This is a genomic window from Ehrlichia muris subsp. eauclairensis (assembly GCF_051097115.1).
GTDB classification, from domain to species: domain Bacteria; phylum Pseudomonadota; class Alphaproteobacteria; order Rickettsiales; family Anaplasmataceae; genus Ehrlichia; species Ehrlichia muris.
The window spans coordinates 1,087,573-1,107,453 of the sequence record NZ_CP118226.1 but is presented as its reverse complement, the minus strand read 5'-3'; the positions used below and the strand labels follow the sequence as shown (position 1 = coordinate 1,107,453).

The 19,881-nt window shown below is 29.5% G+C and carries 16 protein-coding genes and 1 tRNA gene; 11 read left to right on the top strand and 6 right to left on the bottom strand.

Features of this window, described 5'->3' with window-relative positions; genetic code table 11:
- Positions 1-137 precede the first annotated feature (137 nt).
- The 3 genes from PVA18_RS04425 (at position 138) to PVA18_RS04415 (ending at position 2,161) form a co-directional block, all read left to right on the top strand.
- A tRNA-Val gene (locus tag PVA18_RS04425) sits at positions 138-211 on the top strand.
- Between the two features lie 28 nt (positions 212-239).
- Positions 240-1,160 carry a cation diffusion facilitator family transporter gene (locus PVA18_RS04420; protein WP_045804987.1) on the top strand — a complete coding sequence of 307 codons (921 nt, stop codon included), beginning with the start codon at positions 240-242 and terminating at the stop codon, positions 1,158-1,160.
- A 371-nt stretch (positions 1,161-1,531) separates the two neighbouring features.
- A complete protein-coding gene (locus PVA18_RS04415) occupies positions 1,532-2,161 on the top strand; it encodes an MlaC/ttg2D family ABC transporter substrate-binding protein (RefSeq protein ID WP_045804986.1) in 630 nt (209 codons plus the stop codon).
- 371 nt (positions 2,162-2,532) lie between these two features.
- Here PVA18_RS04415 and rpsT read toward each other — a convergent pair whose 3' ends face one another.
- On the bottom strand, positions 2,533-2,820 hold the full coding sequence (gene rpsT / locus PVA18_RS04410) for a 30S ribosomal protein S20 (protein ID WP_024071680.1): 288 nt from the start codon (positions 2,818-2,820) through the stop codon (positions 2,533-2,535).
- A 211-nt stretch (positions 2,821-3,031) separates the two neighbouring features.
- On the bottom strand, positions 3,032-3,745 hold the full coding sequence (locus PVA18_RS04405) for a lysophospholipid acyltransferase family protein (RefSeq protein ID WP_045804985.1): 714 nt from the start codon (positions 3,743-3,745) through the stop codon (positions 3,032-3,034).
- Between the two features lie 1,228 nt (positions 3,746-4,973).
- On the opposite strand from PVA18_RS04405, the gene PVA18_RS04400 reads away from it, so the two are divergent.
- The 3 genes from PVA18_RS04400 (at position 4,974) to PVA18_RS04390 (ending at position 6,964) form a co-directional block, all read left to right on the top strand.
- Positions 4,974-5,063 carry a hypothetical protein gene (locus tag PVA18_RS04400; protein WP_231568515.1) on the top strand — a complete coding sequence of 30 codons (90 nt, stop codon included), beginning with the start codon at positions 4,974-4,976 and terminating at the stop codon, positions 5,061-5,063.
- Positions 5,064-5,605: 542 nt separating this feature from the next.
- Entirely contained in the window at positions 5,606-6,148 is a 543-nt protein-coding gene (gene def, locus PVA18_RS04395) for a peptide deformylase (RefSeq protein WP_044171396.1), read from the top strand.
- A 30-nt stretch (positions 6,149-6,178) separates the two neighbouring features.
- Positions 6,179-6,964: a uracil-DNA glycosylase gene (locus tag PVA18_RS04390; RefSeq protein WP_045804984.1), complete on the top strand. Its 786-nt coding sequence runs from the start codon at positions 6,179-6,181 to the stop codon at positions 6,962-6,964.
- A gap of 604 nt (positions 6,965-7,568) precedes the next feature.
- On the opposite strand, the gene recF is transcribed toward PVA18_RS04390, so the two are convergent.
- The 3 genes from recF to PVA18_RS04375 all read right to left on the bottom strand — a co-directional run bounded on the left by recF (position 7,569) and on the right by PVA18_RS04375 (position 10,679).
- Positions 7,569-8,690 carry a DNA replication/repair protein RecF gene (gene recF, locus PVA18_RS04385; protein ID WP_045804983.1) on the bottom strand — a complete coding sequence of 374 codons (1,122 nt, stop codon included), beginning with the start codon at positions 8,688-8,690 and terminating at the stop codon, positions 7,569-7,571.
- A 429-nt stretch (positions 8,691-9,119) separates the two neighbouring features.
- Positions 9,120-10,031: an ornithine carbamoyltransferase gene (argF, locus tag PVA18_RS04380; RefSeq protein ID WP_045804982.1), complete on the bottom strand. Its 912-nt coding sequence runs from the start codon at positions 10,029-10,031 to the stop codon at positions 9,120-9,122.
- Between the two features lie 348 nt (positions 10,032-10,379).
- Positions 10,380-10,679, bottom strand: a complete 300-nt coding sequence (locus PVA18_RS04375; protein ID WP_086375106.1) for a hypothetical protein — start codon at positions 10,677-10,679, stop codon at positions 10,380-10,382.
- A 320-nt stretch (positions 10,680-10,999) separates the two neighbouring features.
- Here PVA18_RS04375 and polA point away from each other — a divergent pair, with 320 nt between their 5' ends.
- From polA to PVA18_RS04350, 5 genes are all read left to right on the top strand, one after another.
- Positions 11,000-13,579 carry a DNA polymerase I gene (polA, locus tag PVA18_RS04370; protein WP_045804981.1) on the top strand — a complete coding sequence of 860 codons (2,580 nt, stop codon included), beginning with the start codon at positions 11,000-11,002 and terminating at the stop codon, positions 13,577-13,579.
- Positions 13,580-14,101: 522 nt separating this feature from the next.
- The gene (gene rpe, locus PVA18_RS04365; RefSeq protein ID WP_082058916.1) at positions 14,102-14,788 is read left to right on the top strand and encodes a ribulose-phosphate 3-epimerase; all 687 of its coding nucleotides are present in this window, start codon (positions 14,102-14,104) and stop codon (positions 14,786-14,788) included.
- A gap of 567 nt (positions 14,789-15,355) precedes the next feature.
- Positions 15,356-16,153, top strand: coding sequence for an MlaE family ABC transporter permease (locus tag PVA18_RS04360; protein ID WP_082058919.1), 798 nt, complete (start codon positions 15,356-15,358; stop codon positions 16,151-16,153).
- A gap of 11 nt (positions 16,154-16,164) precedes the next feature.
- The gene (locus PVA18_RS04355) at positions 16,165-16,881 is read left to right on the top strand and encodes an ATP-binding cassette domain-containing protein (RefSeq protein WP_045804980.1); all 717 of its coding nucleotides are present in this window, start codon (positions 16,165-16,167) and stop codon (positions 16,879-16,881) included.
- Positions 16,882-16,933: 52 nt separating this feature from the next.
- On the top strand, positions 16,934-18,784 hold the full coding sequence (locus tag PVA18_RS04350; RefSeq protein ID WP_045804979.1) for an ankyrin repeat domain-containing protein: 1,851 nt from the start codon (positions 16,934-16,936) through the stop codon (positions 18,782-18,784).
- A gap of 77 nt (positions 18,785-18,861) precedes the next feature.
- On the opposite strand, the gene PVA18_RS04345 is transcribed toward PVA18_RS04350, so the two are convergent.
- Positions 18,862-19,839, bottom strand: a complete 978-nt coding sequence (locus PVA18_RS04345; protein WP_045804978.1) for a polyprenyl synthetase family protein — start codon at positions 19,837-19,839, stop codon at positions 18,862-18,864.
- Between the last annotated feature and the right edge of the window lie 42 nt (positions 19,840-19,881).

Below are 19,881 nucleotides of genomic sequence, written 5' to 3'. Positions count from 1 at the left end.
CTCATTAATATTTAACAGTTTGAGAAATAGTTCATACAACAAGAAGTCTAATATTACTTGATTCCTGTTGCTCAGCTGGCTTCTATCAATCATGTACGGTTGACTTTTACAGGATATTCCTTATTATGTTAACTGGTGGGTAATTAGCTCATTTGGTTAGAGCACTTGCTTGACGTGCAAGAGGTGACTGGTTCGAATCCAGTATTGCCCACTGAATCTGACGTAAATTTGGTGATAAAATGTCGCTTATTCATAAAAATAAGCCTTCCAACCATGAAAATAAGCTAATATATGCTATTCTTATTATAATTATTACGATGGTTATAGAAGTAGCTGGGGGGATAATATCAAATTCTTTAGCATTGCTTTCAGATGCTGGACATATGTTTACTGATTTTATTTCTTTGTTGTTGAGTTGGTTGGCTTATAAAGTTGCTATGAGAAAGTCAGATTCATGTCGCTCCTATGGTTATCATCGTTTTCAAGTTGTTGCTGCTTTTATTAATGGACTGACTTTATTTGGTATAGCTATTTTGATCATTTTAGAATCAATAAAACGCTTTTTTTCTCCAGAGCAAGTTTGCTGGGAAATTATGATATCTGTTGCAGTATTAGGATTAATAGCAAATGTTGTGTCATTTTTTCTATTGTATAGGAAAAATGAGAACAATTTGAACCTGAAAAGTGCAGTTCTGCATGTTGTTGGTGATTTATTAGGGTCTGTTGCAGCAATTATTGCTTCTATTGTAATTATGTTTACTTCATGGCAGATAATGGATCCTCTTTTATCAGTGTTTGTCAGCATTATAATACTTGGTGGCGCATATAGGATTATTAAAAATTCTGGTCATATTTTACTTGAAGGTACTCCAGATAATGTGAATCCAGATAAAGTTAGAAAAGCTATTTGTGAAAGCATTACTGAAGTTTTAGATGTTCATCATATTCATATTTGGTCATTGACTACAGATCATCCAATTATGACAATGCATGTTAAGCTCGATAAAGCAGCTGTAACTAATAATTTGAAATATAGTCAAGTTTTAGTGTCTATAAAAAAGTTGCTGAGCAAAGATTTTTGTATTATTCATGTTACTATTGAAGCCGAATATGATAATTGTGCTGATGATAGTGTTATGATTGAAGCAGCTCATAATTAATGAGTGCGGCTGTACATGGATTTTATTATAATTAAGGATTTATTCTCTGATAATTATTTAGCTAGATGATTCCTAATTCTTAACTATAATAAAAATAGGTAAGCTCAATGCTTTTATAGTTTGATTTTTTGCATAATGATAGTAATTTTTGTATTGTCCATATATATAAATATTAAGTGTGACAACATCACATAACATTAAATATATATTTATTAGTTTGTGTTATGTTCTATTGCATATGGCCTGTAGTAATCATTAGTAATTGATGCTTAAGGATTGATTATAAAGTGATAGTATATGTGTGTTGATGCATTGCATAATAGTAAGATAAGCAGCCTTATTTATATATAGTATAAATTAAGTAGGTTGAAATGATTAATAGTTCTATATGTAGATTATTTTTTCTTAGTTTGTTTTTTATGTTTAGCAGTGCTTTTGCCTATGATGATACTGAAGCATGTAGAGAACATATTAGGCCATGCTATTTTATTATTACATTAAAAAATCAGATTGAAATTACTATCCAAGAGATTCAAAATAAAGCTGAAATGTATTCTAGTATTCAATCCATAATTGATAGAGTGCTTAATATAAAAGATATTTCAAAGTTTGTTGCAGGATCATATTGGAACACTATGTCTACTGATGAACAGGAAAAGTTTGTTAATGAATATAGTCAATATATTAGACGAATGTACAGTAAGCAACTATGTAAATATTCTGTTTATAATATGAATATTCTGTCTGTTAAGAACCCAAAAAAAGATCATTACTTGATTAATACTAGGTTATCACATGAAAGAGATATTAATAATTTTGTAATAGTTGAATTTAAGTTAAGTAATATAGAGGGTAGATTTCTATTATCTGATATAAGAATTAATAATGCAATTAGTTTTGCTATAGTTCAGCGTTCTATGATTAAAAATATGGTAAGTAAACAAGGTGTTGATGGAATGATATCTTATTTTGAATCAGAGAATGCTTCTGCTAAGTATTAATCTGATTCTGTGGTATAAATTAAAAGTAATATCTATTGAGTTGTTGTGTTTACAACTAGAATTATGTGTTGCTTAAACTGTTCGGAGTAACAATCACCTGTAATCTTAGGTGTTTTAATTTTAACAGTAAACATTTTTATCTCTACTTGAGGCAGCTAAATCTATAACAGATATTTTTATTTTAATGATGTTTAGTGTGAAAGTTTTATTAATTAAAAACAAACTTAACAAGGCCCTAAAGTCTGTATTTTTGATAAACTTTGTATCGCTCTAGAGAACTAGCCTATAATTATAGGAAGATAAATACTACAAGAACCTAACATACCATAATAAAGAAAGTACTAACTTTTGCAAAAACTGAGTATTGGTTACTACACAGCTTTTGCTTGTTGCTGTAAATCAAATATTTTCAGTTTTTGGGCCATACGACTAATTTTTCTTGCTGCAGTATTTCTGTGTATAATTTTTTTATTAACACACTTATGTAAATTTGATTCAGCTTTTTTAAACATTTCAACCATTAGCTCCTTGTTTCCTAAAGCCAGAGCAGCCATAAATTTTTTTATGTAATTATGTGCTTTACTTTTTCGCATACGATTAACCATAGTGCGTTTCTTTATTACCTTAATCATTTTTTTAGCACTTGGGTGATTTGCCATATCTAAATAACCTATCTTATCCTTCTCTATGTAAACTCTATAAGTAAATTTCGATCAATGCAAGAATTTTATATATTTGTGATGTTTAACAAAAAGGTAGAAAAGAAAAATATAGTTTGAAAGGTTATTTTTCATTTGTGATTATACTTGAATTAGCACGAACACCATACATAATTGAAGGAATATTATGAGTGGTGTAGGGATGGGCACGTTATTGTTGTAAAGCCTCCTTAATTAGTAAATCGCTTGCTGTTGAAATTCTTGTTTCAAGTTCATTGGTAAATTCTTGTTTGGTTAGTCCAGGATAGATAGGAGGTAAAATTTGCAAGATAGCTTTACCAGGTCTTTTTTTTGAGGAGCAGATACTAGCTGGCCAGAATAAACCAGTATTGACTGCTATTGGTACTATAGGAATCGATAACTGACTATATAGGGCTGCAATACCTGATTTTATAGTGACTTTTTTTCCTGGTATTGCTCTTGAGCCTTGAGGAAAAATTATAACTGTTCTTCCTTCCTTTACATATAGGCTTGTTGTTCTTAATATATGTTTTAGAGCTTGAACTTTTTGGTTACGGTTGATAAATATCATTTTAAGTAGGATTAAGTATATGCCAAAAATTGGTAGATACCTTAACTCTTTTTTTAGAATGTATGCTGGGTCTTTAAATATGGTAAACAGTATTAACGTCTCCAAAGGAGACTGGTGTTCCGATGCAATAATATATGGAAAATTGTTAGGTAGGTTTTCGTAGCCACGTACTTCATAGCTTATTTTGTCTATAGTTTTACATAAAAATAATATTACTTTTATACCATGAACTGAACATTTTATTTTTAGTGACATCGGGAATATCAAGTATAATGGTAAAAGCGTTATAGCATGTAGTACTGTAAAAAGTGTTGATAATATATAAAACAGCATTATGACATCTAATGTCCTAGTATTTGCTTTATATAATATAATCTATAATTCTAAAGACAACCTATTTTTAATGTTTAAAATGGGTATTAGTTTTAAACTATCACTCTTCTTGTGGGAGATTGTTGTTGTAAATGTGGAAAATATGGATAAGTAGATCAATTTGACAGACATGAGTTATGCAGGTAAGTGTACACAGCTATTTTTTATATAATCTAAAGATAAAATTATGTAGATATGTTAAAAAATAACACATGTAGTTAGTGTTTATCTAAAGTTCTTTATACACGTATATAATCAATATACATTAATAAGTATTATAAACATCAGAAATTTACAATACTTACAGTGATAATATAGAAGTGTAAGTGAATGAACTTAGAATAAATGGTAATGATTGCTTCATAAATTGATGTTCTACTCTTTTAGGGCCAGAATCCTAGATTTTTTAGTAATGCACAATAGTAGAGTAGGGTGTGTGCTAAGACTTAAAGGTAGCCTGCAGGGTAGTAACATAAATGCCTAAATGAAAAAGTATTTATATAATGTCTCCTCTTAGTATAATTTTATATGGTATGAGGGGAGTAAAGCAGAGGTAAATTTAACTTATAGCGTTAAAAATGGGCATGTGTAAAAACTATAGTAGTCTATTGTTTGATATAGATTGACCATTTTGAGATAGTATTATTAGAGTGTCTGCCTTGGCATGATTTTGTCTATACTGGAGAGTAAATTGGCAGCTATATAAATGAAGGTACCAAACTGTTGTAACAGGTTCTTGTAAGGAAAGATAACCTTATAATTAATAAAAAGGCTGTGGTATAAGGACTATGAGAATGCTTAAAGATTTTTATGAGCATAATCGTTTGTAAGGTGAAGTGTTTAATAGGTGAAATATTGATAGAAGGAATATGTATTTTTAAGGACAATAATAAGGATTTTTGGGTTAATATTTTGATGCAGTAATCAACAGGTTTTATTGTTAGGTATTCCATGATCCATTTCCTTCAATAATTTTGTAGAATAAATGGTATTGCATTTATTTTATATAATGGGCGTTAGAGATACAGGTATCGTAAGAATATCATATATAGTACTATAAATGGGTACTGATGTTGTAAATCTTGAATTAATATTTGTTTCATGTAACACAGTAGGTTAGTTTTGATAACAAACAGTTATAAGGAAATCAATATCAGTTTTACCAATTGTTACTGTTCCTGATAAAAAATTGTCGTTATATTCTGAAGAAGTTGAAGAAGTAGATCAATCTATAAAAAAGTTAGTTGATGATATGTTTGAAACAATGCCCGCTAATTAGGGATTAGGGTTAGCTGCTGTTCAGGTTGGTATTCATAAACGTATTCTTGTTGTGAATGTTCTGAAGAATTTGGAACTTCTTTTGGAAATTCTGAGGATATTGAAAATAAAATAGAAGGTTATGAACTATATGGAGGACCTTACTGTATAATTAATCCTAAGATTGTTCGTTTATTTGAAGAGAAATTTAATTTAATAAAAAGATGTTTGTCTGTCCTGGTTATTTTGATTATGTAGTATGTCCTCAACTACTATTTAATATTTAAGATTAATAATGGTAATGAGTGTATAATTAGAGCTCAAGGGTGGTTTGCTAGGTGTTTAAAGCATGAATTGATCATTAGAAGAGGTAAAATTTTTATAATTGTTAATATTGATAAAGTAATGTTTTATAATGGTGGTCAGATACAGGTATAGTAAAAATATCATATATAGCGCTATAGATGAGTACTGATGAGGTCAGGTTGTGTAAGCTTGAATTAATGTTTGTTTTTATGTAACATAGTAGGTTAATGTTAATAACAAACAGTTATGAGGAAATCAATGTCAGTTTTACCAATTGTTACTGTTCCTGATAAAAAATTGTCGTTATATTCTGAAGAAGTTAAAGAAGTAGATCAATCTATAAAAAAGTTAGTTGATGATATGTTTGAAACAATGCACGCTAATCAGGGACTAGGGTTAGCTGCTGTTCAGGTTGGTATTCATAAACGTATTCTTGTTGTGAATGTTCCAGAAGAACTTGGAAATTCTGAGGATATTGAAAATAAAATAGAAGGTTATGAACTATATGGAGGACCTTACTGTATAATTAATCCTAAGATTATTGATTTATCTAAAGAGACAATTAATTTAAGAGAAGGGTGCTTGTCTGTTCCTGGTTATTTTGATTATGTAGTACGTTCTCAGTATGTTACTGTTCAATATCTGGATTATAATGGTAATGAGTGTATAATTAGAGCTCAAGGATGGCTTGCTAGATGTTTAGAACATGAAATTGATCATTTAAATGGGATTGTGTTTTTAAAGTACCTATCTAAGTTTAAACGTGATTTTGCAATAGAAAAAGTGAGAAAAAAAGAATAAATTGACCTATTATAATTGTTGGTGTTGATAGTGAGTGACTTAGACTTGTTGGAAGTATTAAAGTTTTATCATGAAAGTGGTGTTGATTGTACATTAGAAGATGTAGAGTGTAATATTCTTGCAAATAAAAATCTATCTTTACAAGGTAGTAATAGCACAGGATATGGTATGGAAGGGAAAAAGGTAAGTATTAAAGAAAATACAGAAAGGTACTATTTATTAAAAGCTCAAAATCTTGCTGAACAGTGTAATACCATAGAGCAGTTGAAAAGTGCTATAGAATCTTTTGATGGATGTGATATAAAAAATTTAGCGACAAATACTGTATTTGCTGATGGAAATCCTCAAGCAAAAGTAATGTTAATAGGAGAAGCTCCGGGGGCGAATGAAGATTTAAAAGGTATCCCGTTTTGTGGTGCTAGTGGTATGCTACTTGATAAAATGTTACAGGCAATAGGCTTTGACAGAACTACTGTGTATATTAGTAATGCTGTGTTTTGGCGTCCCCCTGGTAATAGAAGGCCAACAGATTTTGAAATAGCGGTATGTAAGCCTTTTGTAGAAAAACATATAGCTTTGATTATGCCTAGAATATTAGTATTGGTGGGAAGTACTGCATGTTATTCTGTGCTTGATTCTAAAAATCCTATATCCAAACTTAGAGGGAGATTTCATTCATATAGGAATCAATTTTTTCAACATAGTATTACTACAGCTATTATATTCCATCCATCATACTTATTGCGTCAACCAATGCAAAAACGTATTGCTTGGGAAGATTTAAAACAGATTAAGCGTTATTTTGATACTTTATAATGCGAAAATAGTGTGTTTTTTATACAAAATATGCTTGAGGGTATGCTAAAGTTTGGTTCGTATGAGAAGTGGGGGTTGTAGTTATTTAGTGTTTATGTTGAGAAACTGTTTAGAAAGTTTGTAATGGATCAAGGTTACAATGTAAGAATCTTTATACAAATACTCTCAAAAATCTGGGATTTAAATTGTGTTCTAAATAAATTTGTTTTGAACATATGTTGTAATGTGCTACAAGTAAGCTAGCAATTAGTTTGGTATGTACAGAGATACTGATAAATTCGGTTTTATACAATTTTTAAATCAAGACTACTTCAATAAACAGTTGTCAGCTATTATTAATTTGATTATTTAGAATATAAGTTAATGATATATGTGATATTTATTAAGATGAACAAGAACACTATGGGGATTTTTGATTATTTTGTTAGGAAATTTATGTGGATGCAGTAATTATGTGTATAAGGCGTAAAATATATTTCTACTGTGTTTGGTATGATTTATAGAATATTTTATGTGTAAGTGTTATCCTCTAAAAAGAATTATTTAGATTTATGTTGAGTAAGGATTGTTATTGCTTGAAACTGCAGATATGTTTTATGGTACATTAAATATTATTGTGAGTTATTGTATTGTTTGCTACATGAAAAAACTTAAAATGTTCTCTATGTTTTGTAAAGTTTTGTTGTGTAAGATCGATATCTGTCAACCATACTTGGCATTTTATATTTCTTATGGTTTCTAGTAATTTTTCTTGATGGTGTGCGTCTAAATGGGACATTACGTCATCTAGTAATAAGATTGGATATTCTTCAATGTTTTGTTTTGCTAAGACAGAAGATAAAATTAATGATAATAATAGAATTTTTTGTTCTCCGGTTGAGCAATGATTAGCTATTAAGTTTTTTTCTAAATGAAATATTTGAAAGTTATCATTATGGACTCCGAAATTTACTAGATTACTTAATGAATCTTTAGTTCTATTGTTCTTTAAATGTTCTTTGTATAGCTCAACAGAATTTTCTTGATTCAATAAATCAGATACTTGGCTTTGGATTTTTATAATTGCTTTAAAAAAAGCATGGGATCTACTGTTTTGGGATAAGATATTTTGTAATATTTGTAAAACATTGAATCTTATGCGTGCAATGTTCATTCCATTATCTGCAATGATACTCTCTAAACTGGATAACCAGAAATTGTCTATAGAGTTATTATGCAATAACTTGCTGCGTTCTTGTTTTGCCTTGTTGTATTTTATAATATATGTAGCGTATTTTGTGTCGAAGATATGTGCTATTCTGTCGAAAAATCTTAATCTTTCACTTTGTGATTTTAAGAAGATATGATCTAATTGTGGTATTAACCATATGACATTTGTAATTTTATGTAATGTAATGTAGCTTTGGTTCTTATTACTGATTAAAATAGTGCGTTTGTTATTATCTCGTGAAATTGCAATTGGATAAATACCATTTTGTGTGTGAATTTGATATGAAATGCTCCATGGAGAGTTAGATGCACTGTTTTGCATACTTTCTGTGTTCACTCCCCTGATACCAGTACCTTTTGATAGTAGAGAAATTGCTTCTAATATATTTGTTTTTCCTACACCATTTTTTCCAAGTAATACGACTGACTTACTAGAAGTATCTAACTCAAGGTTTAAGTAGTTACGAAAATTTACTAGCCGCAAATTGTGTATATAAGATTTTTCTACAGATGACATCTAATAATATTCCTTTTTTTACTTAGAATGGAAATTTTATACTTATATCAATTTTTTCTGCAAGGACTACTCACTTGTTATATGAAATAACTATGAAGATTTCATATTAATTTTTGGATGTGTAAAGCTGTATTGGTTGAATACTTATTGTCTTGTAGTTTTTTGTGAGTTCTGTAATTGATTTTATTCATCGTTTAAAAGCTTCTTATATAATAATAAAGTTTATATGTTCTTATAAGGAAGTGGAAAATAAACTGTCTGTAAGGTTTGGTTTGTGAACTATTTGTGAATATTATTTGTCTTCAGTTATAGTGTTAGTCTGTTACTTCTGAGGAAGTTGTCATATTGTAGGAGATCTATTAGTTGTTTTAAAAACTTTTAATTGTATGGACTTAACTTAAAGTATGTAGCAATAAATATAGGCTTGTCTTATAACAGATTTAAACACCATAGCATAATTGCTTTTTGAATATGTAATCTGTTTGCTGCTTCGTCAAATACATATGAATTTGGTCCATCTATTATTTCAGATGTTACTTCTTCTTCTCTGTGTGCAGGTAAACAATGCAAGAACATATAGTTGGGTTTAGCTTTTTTTAGAAGATCAGCATTAACTTGGTATTTAAAGAATTCAGTTTTGATTTTGTTTTCAAAGCCCATTGAAACCCAGGAGTCTGTAGTAATGATATCTGCATCTGGAATGATATTATAAGGATTTTTATCGTATGTAATATTATTGCCTTTCTCTTTTGCCTGTTTGAGTAATAAATCAAGATTTTCTGAGTATTCTAAAGTTGAAATGTTTAATTTAAAGTTTAATATTGTTGCAGCGTGTATCCAAGATACGAGCATGTTATTGAAGTCTCCAATCCAACTTACTGTAGAATTTTCTATAGGACCCATTTTTTCTTCGTAAGTCATAATGTCAGCTAGAACTTGGCATGGATGACTATGTTGTGTAAGACTATTAATTATTGGGACTGTGCTGTGCTTATCTAATTCAAGTAGAGAATTATGTTCTAGTATTCTTATTACTATTAAATCAACATATCTTGATAGAACTTTAGCTGTATCATAAATAGATTCACCTCTTGCTAGTTGAGTATCTTTTTCATTAAGAATAATAGCATTTCCACCTAATTGATTAACTCCAACTTCAAATGATATTCTTGTACGGGTTGATGGCTGAAGGAATATTAAAGCTACATTTTTATTTAGTAAATGCTTTCTATATAAGTTAGGATTTTTTTTAATTGTAGAGCCATGGTTTAAGATTGTCTTTAGCTCTTCCTTCGTATGTAAATTAAGATCTGTAAAAGAATAAGTATTTGATTTATTCATGACATTTTATAACCTAACTCTAGAATTTAACTCTTACTATTGATGTAAAAAACAGTATAACTACTAAAATTATTAGTAAGACTAATAAGATGTAATTTTTGCTTTTTTTATTACTTGAAGCCTTCACTGGAAAATGCCTTCTTATGTAAACGAGATAATAAGGAAAACGGCATTTCAACATAAAATATGTTTAATGTCAATAGTTTTTACTTGTGTATACTTGGTACTTTATATTTACTACTGCCCATCGATTTGTGAATTTTAAGTTTCTTATATAAAATGCTTACATATACACAAGTTTGAACTCAATGTATGGCTAGTAAAAAAACCTGATCTAAAAAGGTTAGATTACTGTGTTGAAGAAAAATACTCTTTGAGTGAATGCCATAGATCTTTGAGGAAACTAGATTGTTTAGAAGTATTTGATTTATATATTATTTCTGCATCATCGGATTCTACTTTTTTAAGATTAATAAAACCCATATTATCTAAAGTAGTATCGCTATTCTGTGTTTGTTTATCTGATGCTGTAGCTTGAGTAATGTTATTGGTGTCAAAGCTTTCAAGTTTATTCTTATTTGTAGTGGTTGTCTTCCTTCGGGTAGTTCTAGTTTTTTGTGTTGTGTCAGTGTTTTTTGTGCTTGTCATATTTAGTATACCCATAATTGTACTTACTAAAAATATTAATGTGATTTTATTAAATAAGAGATAATTTTGTTGTCGAAAAAACTTTTTCTAATTAATTTCGTGTTGTTTATATGTAAACATGTTTTTTATGGTATGTTGTTTTATATTAAAGATATAAGAGATTTAATCTGCATGATTAATTGTTGTTATATAGAATTCTACTATGCTTTAAGTCCAGTGAAAACAGCGCAAGTTTTATAATCCATTTGATTGTGGAATTGTGTGTACTAATAAGATTGTAAAGTGTAGAATTTATAGATTTTATATAGCATGTTTAAATAATGCGTGTTTTTACAATTATAGATGCTTATGGGCTACTCTTCAGGGCATACTATGCTTTACCAAATCTTAGAACATCTTATGGATTGCCTATTGGTGGGGTTTATGGTTTTATAAGTATTTTTTTAAAGTATATAGAAAAACATGAAACTGATTATTTAGTTGTTGTATTTGATACTGGTAGTAAAAATTTTCGTCATGATATGTATCCAGAATATAAAAGCAATCGTCCTAAACTTCCTGATGACTTAATATCACAATTTTCATTGTTAAGAGAAGCCGTCAGTGCTTTTAACATAGCTTCTGAGGAGGTGATAGGATATGAGGCGGATGATGTAATAGCGACTTTAAGTAAAAAATATTGCAAATTACAAGATATTAAAGTGACAATTGTAACATCAGATAAAGATTTATTACAACTTTTAAAATACGGCATTTGTATATTTGATCCGATGAAAAATAAATACATTGGAGAAGAGGATGTACAAAGTAAATTTGGCATATCATCGAGTCAGTTGTTGGATTTCTTATCTTTGACAGGAGATGCATCAGATAATATACCTGGGGTTCCAGGTATTGGAGTTAAAACAGCGGCGAGGTTGCTTAATGAGTTTAAGTCATTAGATGATTTGTTATTACGTGCACATGAAATTAAAACAAATAGATGTCGTGAATCAATAGTGCAGTATAGTAATCAGGCGATATTATCTCGTAAATTGGTAATTTTGCATGATAAGATAGATATATGTGGAGATATAGAAAAATATGTTTTTCAGGTTTCTAAGATACAGGAATTAGGAGAATTTTTTAAGAAATATGAATTGCATTCTTTAGAAATCAAAGTTAATAAGATTTTAAAAACAAGCACCTTATCTACTAAGCAAAATTCTAATGATAGTAGTGATACTATGGTTAATAACAAGGTTATACACTACTCTGCTGAGTCACTTAAGGTATTTATTGAAAACTGTAAAAGTGAAGGAATAATGGCCTTACATATAGAAGTAAACGATAATACTATTGATAGCATTTCTTTATCCTATAGGAAAGACGTTGTGCTCCATATTGATAAAGATCATATAGATAATGCATTAGGGCTTATTAAATCAGTACTTAGTTTAAATTATGTGTTAAAAGTAATATACGATGTAAAGACATTGTTGAAAATTATTCCTGATGTGAATATTATAGCTTTTGATGATATTATGATAATGTCATATGTTTTAAATCCAAGTATCCATAATCATTCATTACGAAATCTAATTAGTTATAATGTTAAGCAAGATGTTACTAACGTAGAAGCTACAACTTTATTATTGTTGCATAAGCTACTTAAGAAGGAGCTATTTACAAATCAATTGTATACTATCTATGAAAGGATTGAGAAACCGTTGATTCATGTGTTAGATAGCATGGAAAAGACGGGTATATTGATTAATATTGATATTTTAAAAACATTGTCATCTACTTTTTCAAAAAACATCAATATGCTAGAAAATGAAATATATGGACTTTCAGGAACAGAGTTTAATATTGCATCTTCAAAACAGTTAGGAAGTGTCTTATTTGATAAGATGGGTATAAAGAAGGGGAAGAAATTAAGTTCAGGTAATTATAGTACAGATGCTGAAGTTTTAAATGATCTTGTATTCAATGAAATTGAAATAGCGGATAAAGTATTAAAATGGCGTCATTTTACCAAGTTAAAAGGTACTTATACTGATGCTTTGGGGAAACAGATAGATAGTAATAGTGGAAGAATACATACTTTTTACTCTATGATATCAACTGCTACTGGTAGGTTGAGTTCAAGCAATCCAAATTTACAGAATATTCCAATTAGTAGTGAGGAAGGTAGTGCTATAAGAAGAGCATTTGTTGCAAAAAGAGGATACAAGCTAATTTCTGCTGATTATTCACAAATAGAACTACGAATAATGGCACATATAGCCAATGTACAGGCATTTAAAGATGCATTTTTTTTAGATCAAGATATACATTCAATAACAGCAAAACAGATATTTGGCACCCAAAATTTAGATAAAAACTTAAGAAGAAAGGCAAAATCAATAAATTTTGGTATCATTTATGGTATGAGTGCGTTTGGTCTAGCTAAACAGCTTGGTATTTCTAAGTCCGAAGCAAGTGCATATATTGATAACTATTTTAAGTCATATCCGGAAATTCAATCTTATATGGAGAATATTAAGATTTATGCAAGAACTCATGGTTATACTAGAACTATTTTTGGTAGAAAATGTTTTATAAAAGATATTAATAGCAGTAATGTTATGGCGAGAAATTTCTCTGAAAGGGCAGCTATTAATGCTCCTTTGCAAGGGACATCAGCTGATATAATAAAAATGTCAATGATTCACTTGTTTGATAGAGTTACAAATGGTTCACTTATACTGCAAGTGCATGATGAATTGCTATTTGAAGTTTTAGAAGAATATATAGATTACACAATAGAAATCATAACAGAAGTAATGGAAGGTGTGATTAGGTTGTCAGTACCATTAAAAGTTGATGTCTCTGTAGGAGATAATTGGGCTGATCTAATCCCATATAGTAAAAAGTAGTAGACTTTAGTTATGTGTTTGATGTTGACGCTAATTATTTAGGATCAGTTCCATTGGAGTTGATAGTACTGATTTAGGGTCATATAGTAAAAATAGGTTTAATATAATTGTGATAATACTATATTTTGTTAACTTAAAAAAATGTAATGTTATTGTTAAGATAGTGGTGATGTGGACTTAATATTCTAGTGTCATGAATTAAAGTTATATTGCTGTAATTTTCGTAAATTATAGATTAAGAGTATTTATTTGCATGTATTGTATTAAGGAGTGAGTTAAAAATATTTAGTCACTAATTTTATAAGAAGCTTGCTTTAAACATTTTTAGCTTAGATTATTAGGATAGTAATTGCAGTTGAATTGTAGTGTAATTTTTACTGGATTTGATGTGATTTCTTTATAGTATGTGTAATCTCAAATTCTATCAAGAAAGATCAAAAGTATTTATTGTTTTTCTCCATGCTTGAAAATTATATGGAATTCAATAGACTGTAAAGTATATGTTTCATTATCAAAATTCACGTGTTAACAAAAAAGAATAATTTTAGAAAAACAAAAGTTATAGAAGTATCTAGTTCTATACTATCAGCAGATTTTGCTAATTTAGGTAAATCAGTAGAAATGCTGGCAGATGCAAGTGTAGATTATATCCACATAGATGTTATGGATGGTAATTTTGTACCTAATATTACTATAGGACCTGTTGTTATTTCTGCAATAAGAAAGTATACAACTATTCCGTTTGATGTGCATCTCATGATTAATTCTCCTAGTAATTATATAGAAGCTTTTGTTGATGCGGGAGCAGATATGATTACTGTTCATGCGGAATCTGATATACACTTAGATCGTGTAATAAGGGAGGTTAAATCTTATAAAAGAAGTGCTGGGTTATCTCTTGTTCCAACATCTCACTATAATATTTTAGAGTATATTATTTTTGAACTTGATCTTGTGTTGATTATGACGGTCAATCCTGGTTTTGGGGGACAGCAATTTATTGCATCTCAGTTAGATAAAATTTCATGTGTTCGTAACATGATAGAGAAGTATTCATTAAAAACTAAAATAGCTGTAGATGGTGGTATTAATATTGGGAATGCTAAAAGTGTAGTCGAAGCTGGTGCAGATATTTTAGTTGTTGGGTCTGCAATTTTTAAGGCAGCTAATATGTTAGATTACGTACAGCAACTTAAGTCTTGTTTATAGGTTTTCTATATTTGAAACGTTAATATTTTCTGATGTTTGTTTTTTTAATTAGATTATAGATTTTCCCATTATTATTTTTTATTGTAATTGGTAAGATATGTGTTTAAGTCTGATACTGTATAGTTTTTTATGTTGATATTCTATTATTATTTTGACAGATCAGAATGTACAGGTAATATCTAGTATAATATTGCACGAAATAAGCTAACACAGGTATATAACTATAGTATATGTGAGTAACTTTATAGAATCTTAAATTTTTTATACTAATGTATTATATGATCTTAGTGAGCATCATATACATCACGAGCATGATTTGAATTATGAGTATAGATAATTTAGTATTGTAATATTTATTCAAATGTTTGTGGTTTATGAAATTATAGTTTTGTAAAGACAGGTTTTTTGTTACACTGATTTACTTAAGGAGTTTATCTAATATATTAATTAATTAGATATGTCTCATTTCAATAAGGTTTAATGTAATTTTATGCTGGTTTAATTAAAGTAAGTTGTGTGGTATGAAGTTTATTTATGTTGCTACTTGAAAAGATGTGGTGTATTGTTATGCGCTTTTTACGTTTACATTTAATGCCATTTTGGTTGTTGCAAACTATTGGTAGGTACGTAATTAGTGTAGTTTTTAATATAGGACATTCTTTTATTTTTTTTGTAAAGTTTATATATCATTGTTTTGTGCCTCCTTATTACTATGGTGTGGTATTAAAACAATTTATAGAAATATTCTTTTTCTCACTACCTATAGTTGGTATTACTGCAATATTTACTGGTGCAGTGTTAATTTTGCAGAATTCTCTAATAATACATAATGATGTTTCAAGTGATTTTGTTTCTGGAGTAGTAGTTGTTGCTATTGTAAGGGAATTAGGGCCAGTATTGATTGGTCTTATTATTGCAGGACGTGTAGGAGCAGCTATCGCTGCTGAACTAGGTACTATGCGTATTACTGAGCAAATAGATGCTTTGTTTACATTAGATACTCATCCATTTAAATATTTGATTGTTCCTCGTATTGTTTCTACAATGATTGCTATGCCTATGTTGATTGTATGTGCTGATTTAATTGGTGCTTACGGTGGGTATATTATTGGCTCATATCAGTTGGGATATACTTCTGAAATGTATATAAGGGGAGTGATGAAGTTTTTGCATGTTCGAGATATTACTTTAGGTTTAGTTAAAGCAACAGTGTTTGGTTTTATAGTATCCTTTATGGGGTGTTATAGCGGTTATTATTGTAGTGGTGGAGCTAGAGGTGTTGGATTGGCTACTACTTATGTTGTTGTTGTATCATCCATGTTTATCATCTTATTCAATTATATTATTACTGTATTTTATTCATAGTAGTTGATTTTATGAATTATATTTCTTTATCTGATTTATGTATAGATTTTCATGGACATCAAGTATTGAAAGGAATAAGTCTTGATATTGCATATGGGGAATCATTAGTTATTGTTGGGGAATCAGGTAGTGGGAAGTCTGTATTAGCAAAAACAATATTAGGTTTGATAGCTCCTACTTCTGGTAGGGTAATTGTTAGTGGTGTGGATATTAGACATAATAAAAGCTTGATTAAAAATTTTGGGGTTTTATTTCAAAATTGTGCGTTATTTGATAGTTTAACGGTATGTGAAAATATTTCTTTTAACTTACATTATAGATTTAATCGTGATAAACGATTGTCAAGGAAAATTGCTGCTTCTGGATTGAATTTGGTAGGATTGAGTACTGATGTATTGGATAGATATCCTATTGAGTTATCTGGTGGCATGAAAAAGAGAATAGCATTGGCTAGGGCTATTGTTAGTGAACCTAAAATTATGATTCTTGATGAACCTACTTCAGGGTTGGATCCAATAATGTCTGATGTTGTGAATGAAATTATAATAAGATGTCATAAAGAATTTAATTTAACAGTTGTGACTATTACTCATGATATTAGTAGTGCTTTTAAAATTGCGAGTAAAATAGCTGTGTTATATAACGGAAAAATTATTGCATGTGAATCTGTTCAGAATATAAAGCACGTAGATAATCAGTATGTAAAAGATTTTATATGTCGAAGTTGATACTTTTGATTTTAAATACAATGAGTGAGTTCTATATTAGGAGGGTGTTAACGTGTTAATTGTGCGTAAGATGGCTATAACACAATATATTCTGCCTGTCTTATTGAGTGAAATATTAGCACATGATGTATCGTTTTTAAAGACACTAGAATCTTTAAAAGCTGAGGATGTACTGTTGTTGAAAGATGAGCTTGGTTCAGTATTCTATTATTTAATCATGTCATTATATGATATATCTGGAATTCAAGGTAACTCTAGTAGTGTTATAAAAGAGACACTTAAAACAACGTTGCTGAGGGCAATTAGGCAATCTAGTATAGATGAAAGTCAGGTTGTAGGTTATCAAGCTACTGAAGTGAGAGAAATGTCCGGTAAGTTGAAACTTGCATATAAATCTATTTCTAAGAAAGTATGCACAACTTTATTAAATATGGTTGGTAATGAAACTTCTCAAGAAGAAACAGATCCGGAGGTTATACAGCAAAATAAAGTAAAGCACAGAACAGAGATGTTCAAGGTTGTAATACAGGCTATAGAGATATTGGCTAATAAAATAAATATAGCTGTTGCTGAGAAGAAGATTTCTGTTCAGCAGGTTTCTGAATTTTTATCTTTCTCAAATGGGTTTGGTGATGCTAACTTTCCTCAGGATATGATGAGTGCTTTAGTTAGATTGTATTTTCTAACCGATGAGTCTGAGTGTGCGGACGTATCATATTTGCTAGTAAAAACACTTTTAATGAGTTTCTCTCAATATAAGCTTGATGCTCAAGGTAGGAATGCTATGCATTATGCTGTGAATATGTGTAATATACTAAAGAAAGAAAATTTTTTGTGTGAAATAATACAATTATTAGTATATGAAAGAATTGAAATAGTTAGCGAACAAGACAATTGTGGTAATACTCCAATGCATTATGTAGTATGTGCCCCATATGTAAATTATATGGTTATACGATACTTTGCGAAAAATGCACCATTGATATTGACACAACAAAATTCTCATGGAGATACTCCATTACATCTTATGTCATATATATATTTTATAGGTTTTGCAAAGGTGCTTTCATATTATAACGTACGATATAGGGAGAGTGTAGATCAGCATCTAAAATCGGTTGTAACCGAAAAAATGGATATTCCTGAAATGCGAGATAAGGTTAGAATATCCAAAAAAAATAGGAAAGCATTGATGACAGAAATGGAAGCTTACGTGACTGAATATATACAGTCTTATCAATTATTGCTAACTATGGTGTCTTTTGAGCAGTTGTGTGAAGTCAAAAATAGTTTAGGGCATACTGTGTATGATATAATAAACGCTAATATGACAAACATATGTAGTAGAAACCTTGAAGCTTTAGTGCAAAATTTTTCTCAAGTGAGCAGTAGATTACCCATATATGATTCTAGAATTGATTCACAACATACTCTGTGTGTAAATTTATGTTTTTCAGATGAGTATAAAATTGTTGGGTGCAATAGGTATGGTCATGTATTATATAATCTTACAAAACGTATATATGACTTAATGTCTTGTAAATTTGCTGCAGTGTCTCATGCTAAAGCGACCTATGAGGCGATTAAGAATGAGTATGGTGCTTGTAAATTTTTGTTTTTACTTGTCTTTGTGCTATTTTTATCCTTATGTGTGCTAAATGTTGTTTTAGGATTCGAAGTCAAGTCTATTTTCGGTCTTGAGCAAAGTGTATATAGGTCTGTATTATTTTCAGTGATATCTAGTGTATTTTTTGCAGGTGTTAGTTTGTGTTGTTTTCTGTATGTTCAATATGCGAATCGTATCGATGATGAGATAATGAATCAAGAGGAACAAACTATACAAAGTATATTGTTATCACATTTAGAGATTGAAGAAATAGATGTTGCTAAGAAAATGATGTAAATTTAAATATGTTATCAGTCTTACTTGTCTTTAAATCCTCAATTTATTTGAATATAGCTGCAAAATATTTAACTGGTTTAATATCCTCTATGTAGAATACAATCTAGTAGTTTGTTTAGATGCATTTTATAGTTTGACTCTGCAAAAATATTTAAACATGATTTTGCTTGATTTACATAGATTGTTGCAATATCTATTGATTTTTCAATCGCATTATGAGATTTAATGTAGGATATAGCTTGTTCTAAGTTTGAATTTACAGATATTTGGTCCCAGAATTTTTTTTCTTTTGATGTTGCATTTTGATATGCAATAATAACAGGTAAGGTAGTTTTGCCTGTAAAAAGATCATTTCCTAGTTTTTTACCAAATTGTTCTTCTGAGGCTGTATAATCTAAAATATCGTCCATGATTTGAAAGGAAATACCAAAATTATTTCCAAAATTTTTTAATGCTTCTTTTTCCTTATTGGTTACTTGTGCTAGATTTGCAGCAGATTCACATGTTGCTCCAAATAAAGAGGCTGTTTTTGCAGAAATGATTTCTATGTATTTTTCCTTGGAAAGGTTTATATTGTGACTAGATATCATTTGTTGTACTTCTCCAACTATAATAGTATTAGATGTTTGAGATAGTGTAGATAATATATTCAGATCCTTACACTCTATAAGCCATTGAAAAGATACAGCGAGTAAGAAATCTCCTACTAGGATACTTGCTTTGTTTCCCCATATAAAATTGGATGTTTTTGTTCCTCTTCTTATCTCACTTTCATCGATAACATCATCATGTAGCAATGTGGCATTGTGTATGAATTCAATAGCTGCTGCAATTAGTATTTTATTTGCATTATTACAATTTAGCATCTTGCATATGATAAAAAAAATTATAGGACGTATCCTCTTTCCTCCAGATTTAATTAAGTGATGTATAATTTCTGTAATTAAAGCAATGTGTTTATCATTTTGGTGTGAAATTAGAAATTCCATTTCTTCTAAGTCTTGTTGTACTAGTGACTTTAGTTGTAGAAATGTATTATTAAAGTTATTTGTCATGTTTAATAGGTATCCAAATTTTTATAATTGCATGTATTGAGT

What these genes read in the sequence shown, in the direction of transcription:
- PVA18_RS04420 (WP_045804987.1), top strand. Translation starts at nt 240, where the DNA reads ATGTCGCTTATTCATAAAAATAAGCCTTCCAACCATGAAAATAAGCTA.
- PVA18_RS04415 (WP_045804986.1), top strand. Translation starts at nt 1,532, where the DNA reads ATGATTAATAGTTCTATATGTAGATTATTTTTTCTTAGTTTGTTTTTT.
- rpsT (WP_024071680.1), bottom strand. Translation starts at nt 2,820, where the DNA reads ATGGCAAATCACCCAAGTGCTAAAAAAATGATTAAGGTAATAAAGAAA.
- PVA18_RS04405 (WP_045804985.1), bottom strand. Translation starts at nt 3,745, where the DNA reads ATGCTGTTTTATATATTATCAACACTTTTTACAGTACTACATGCTATA.
- def (WP_044171396.1), top strand. Translation starts at nt 5,606, where the DNA reads ATGTCAGTTTTACCAATTGTTACTGTTCCTGATAAAAAATTGTCGTTA.
- recF (WP_045804983.1), bottom strand. Translation starts at nt 8,690, where the DNA reads ATGTCATCTGTAGAAAAATCTTATATACACAATTTGCGGCTAGTAAAT.
- argF (WP_045804982.1), bottom strand. Translation starts at nt 10,031, where the DNA reads ATGAATAAATCAAATACTTATTCTTTTACAGATCTTAATTTACATACG.
- PVA18_RS04375 (WP_086375106.1), bottom strand. Translation starts at nt 10,679, where the DNA reads ATGACAAGCACAAAAAACACTGACACAACACAAAAAACTAGAACTACC.
- polA (WP_045804981.1), top strand. Translation starts at nt 11,000, where the DNA reads ATGCGTGTTTTTACAATTATAGATGCTTATGGGCTACTCTTCAGGGCA.
- PVA18_RS04360 (WP_082058919.1), top strand. Translation starts at nt 15,356, where the DNA reads ATGCGCTTTTTACGTTTACATTTAATGCCATTTTGGTTGTTGCAAACT.
- PVA18_RS04355 (WP_045804980.1), top strand. Translation starts at nt 16,165, where the DNA reads ATGAATTATATTTCTTTATCTGATTTATGTATAGATTTTCATGGACAT.
- PVA18_RS04345 (WP_045804978.1), bottom strand. Translation starts at nt 19,839, where the DNA reads ATGACAAATAACTTTAATAATACATTTCTACAACTAAAGTCACTAGTA.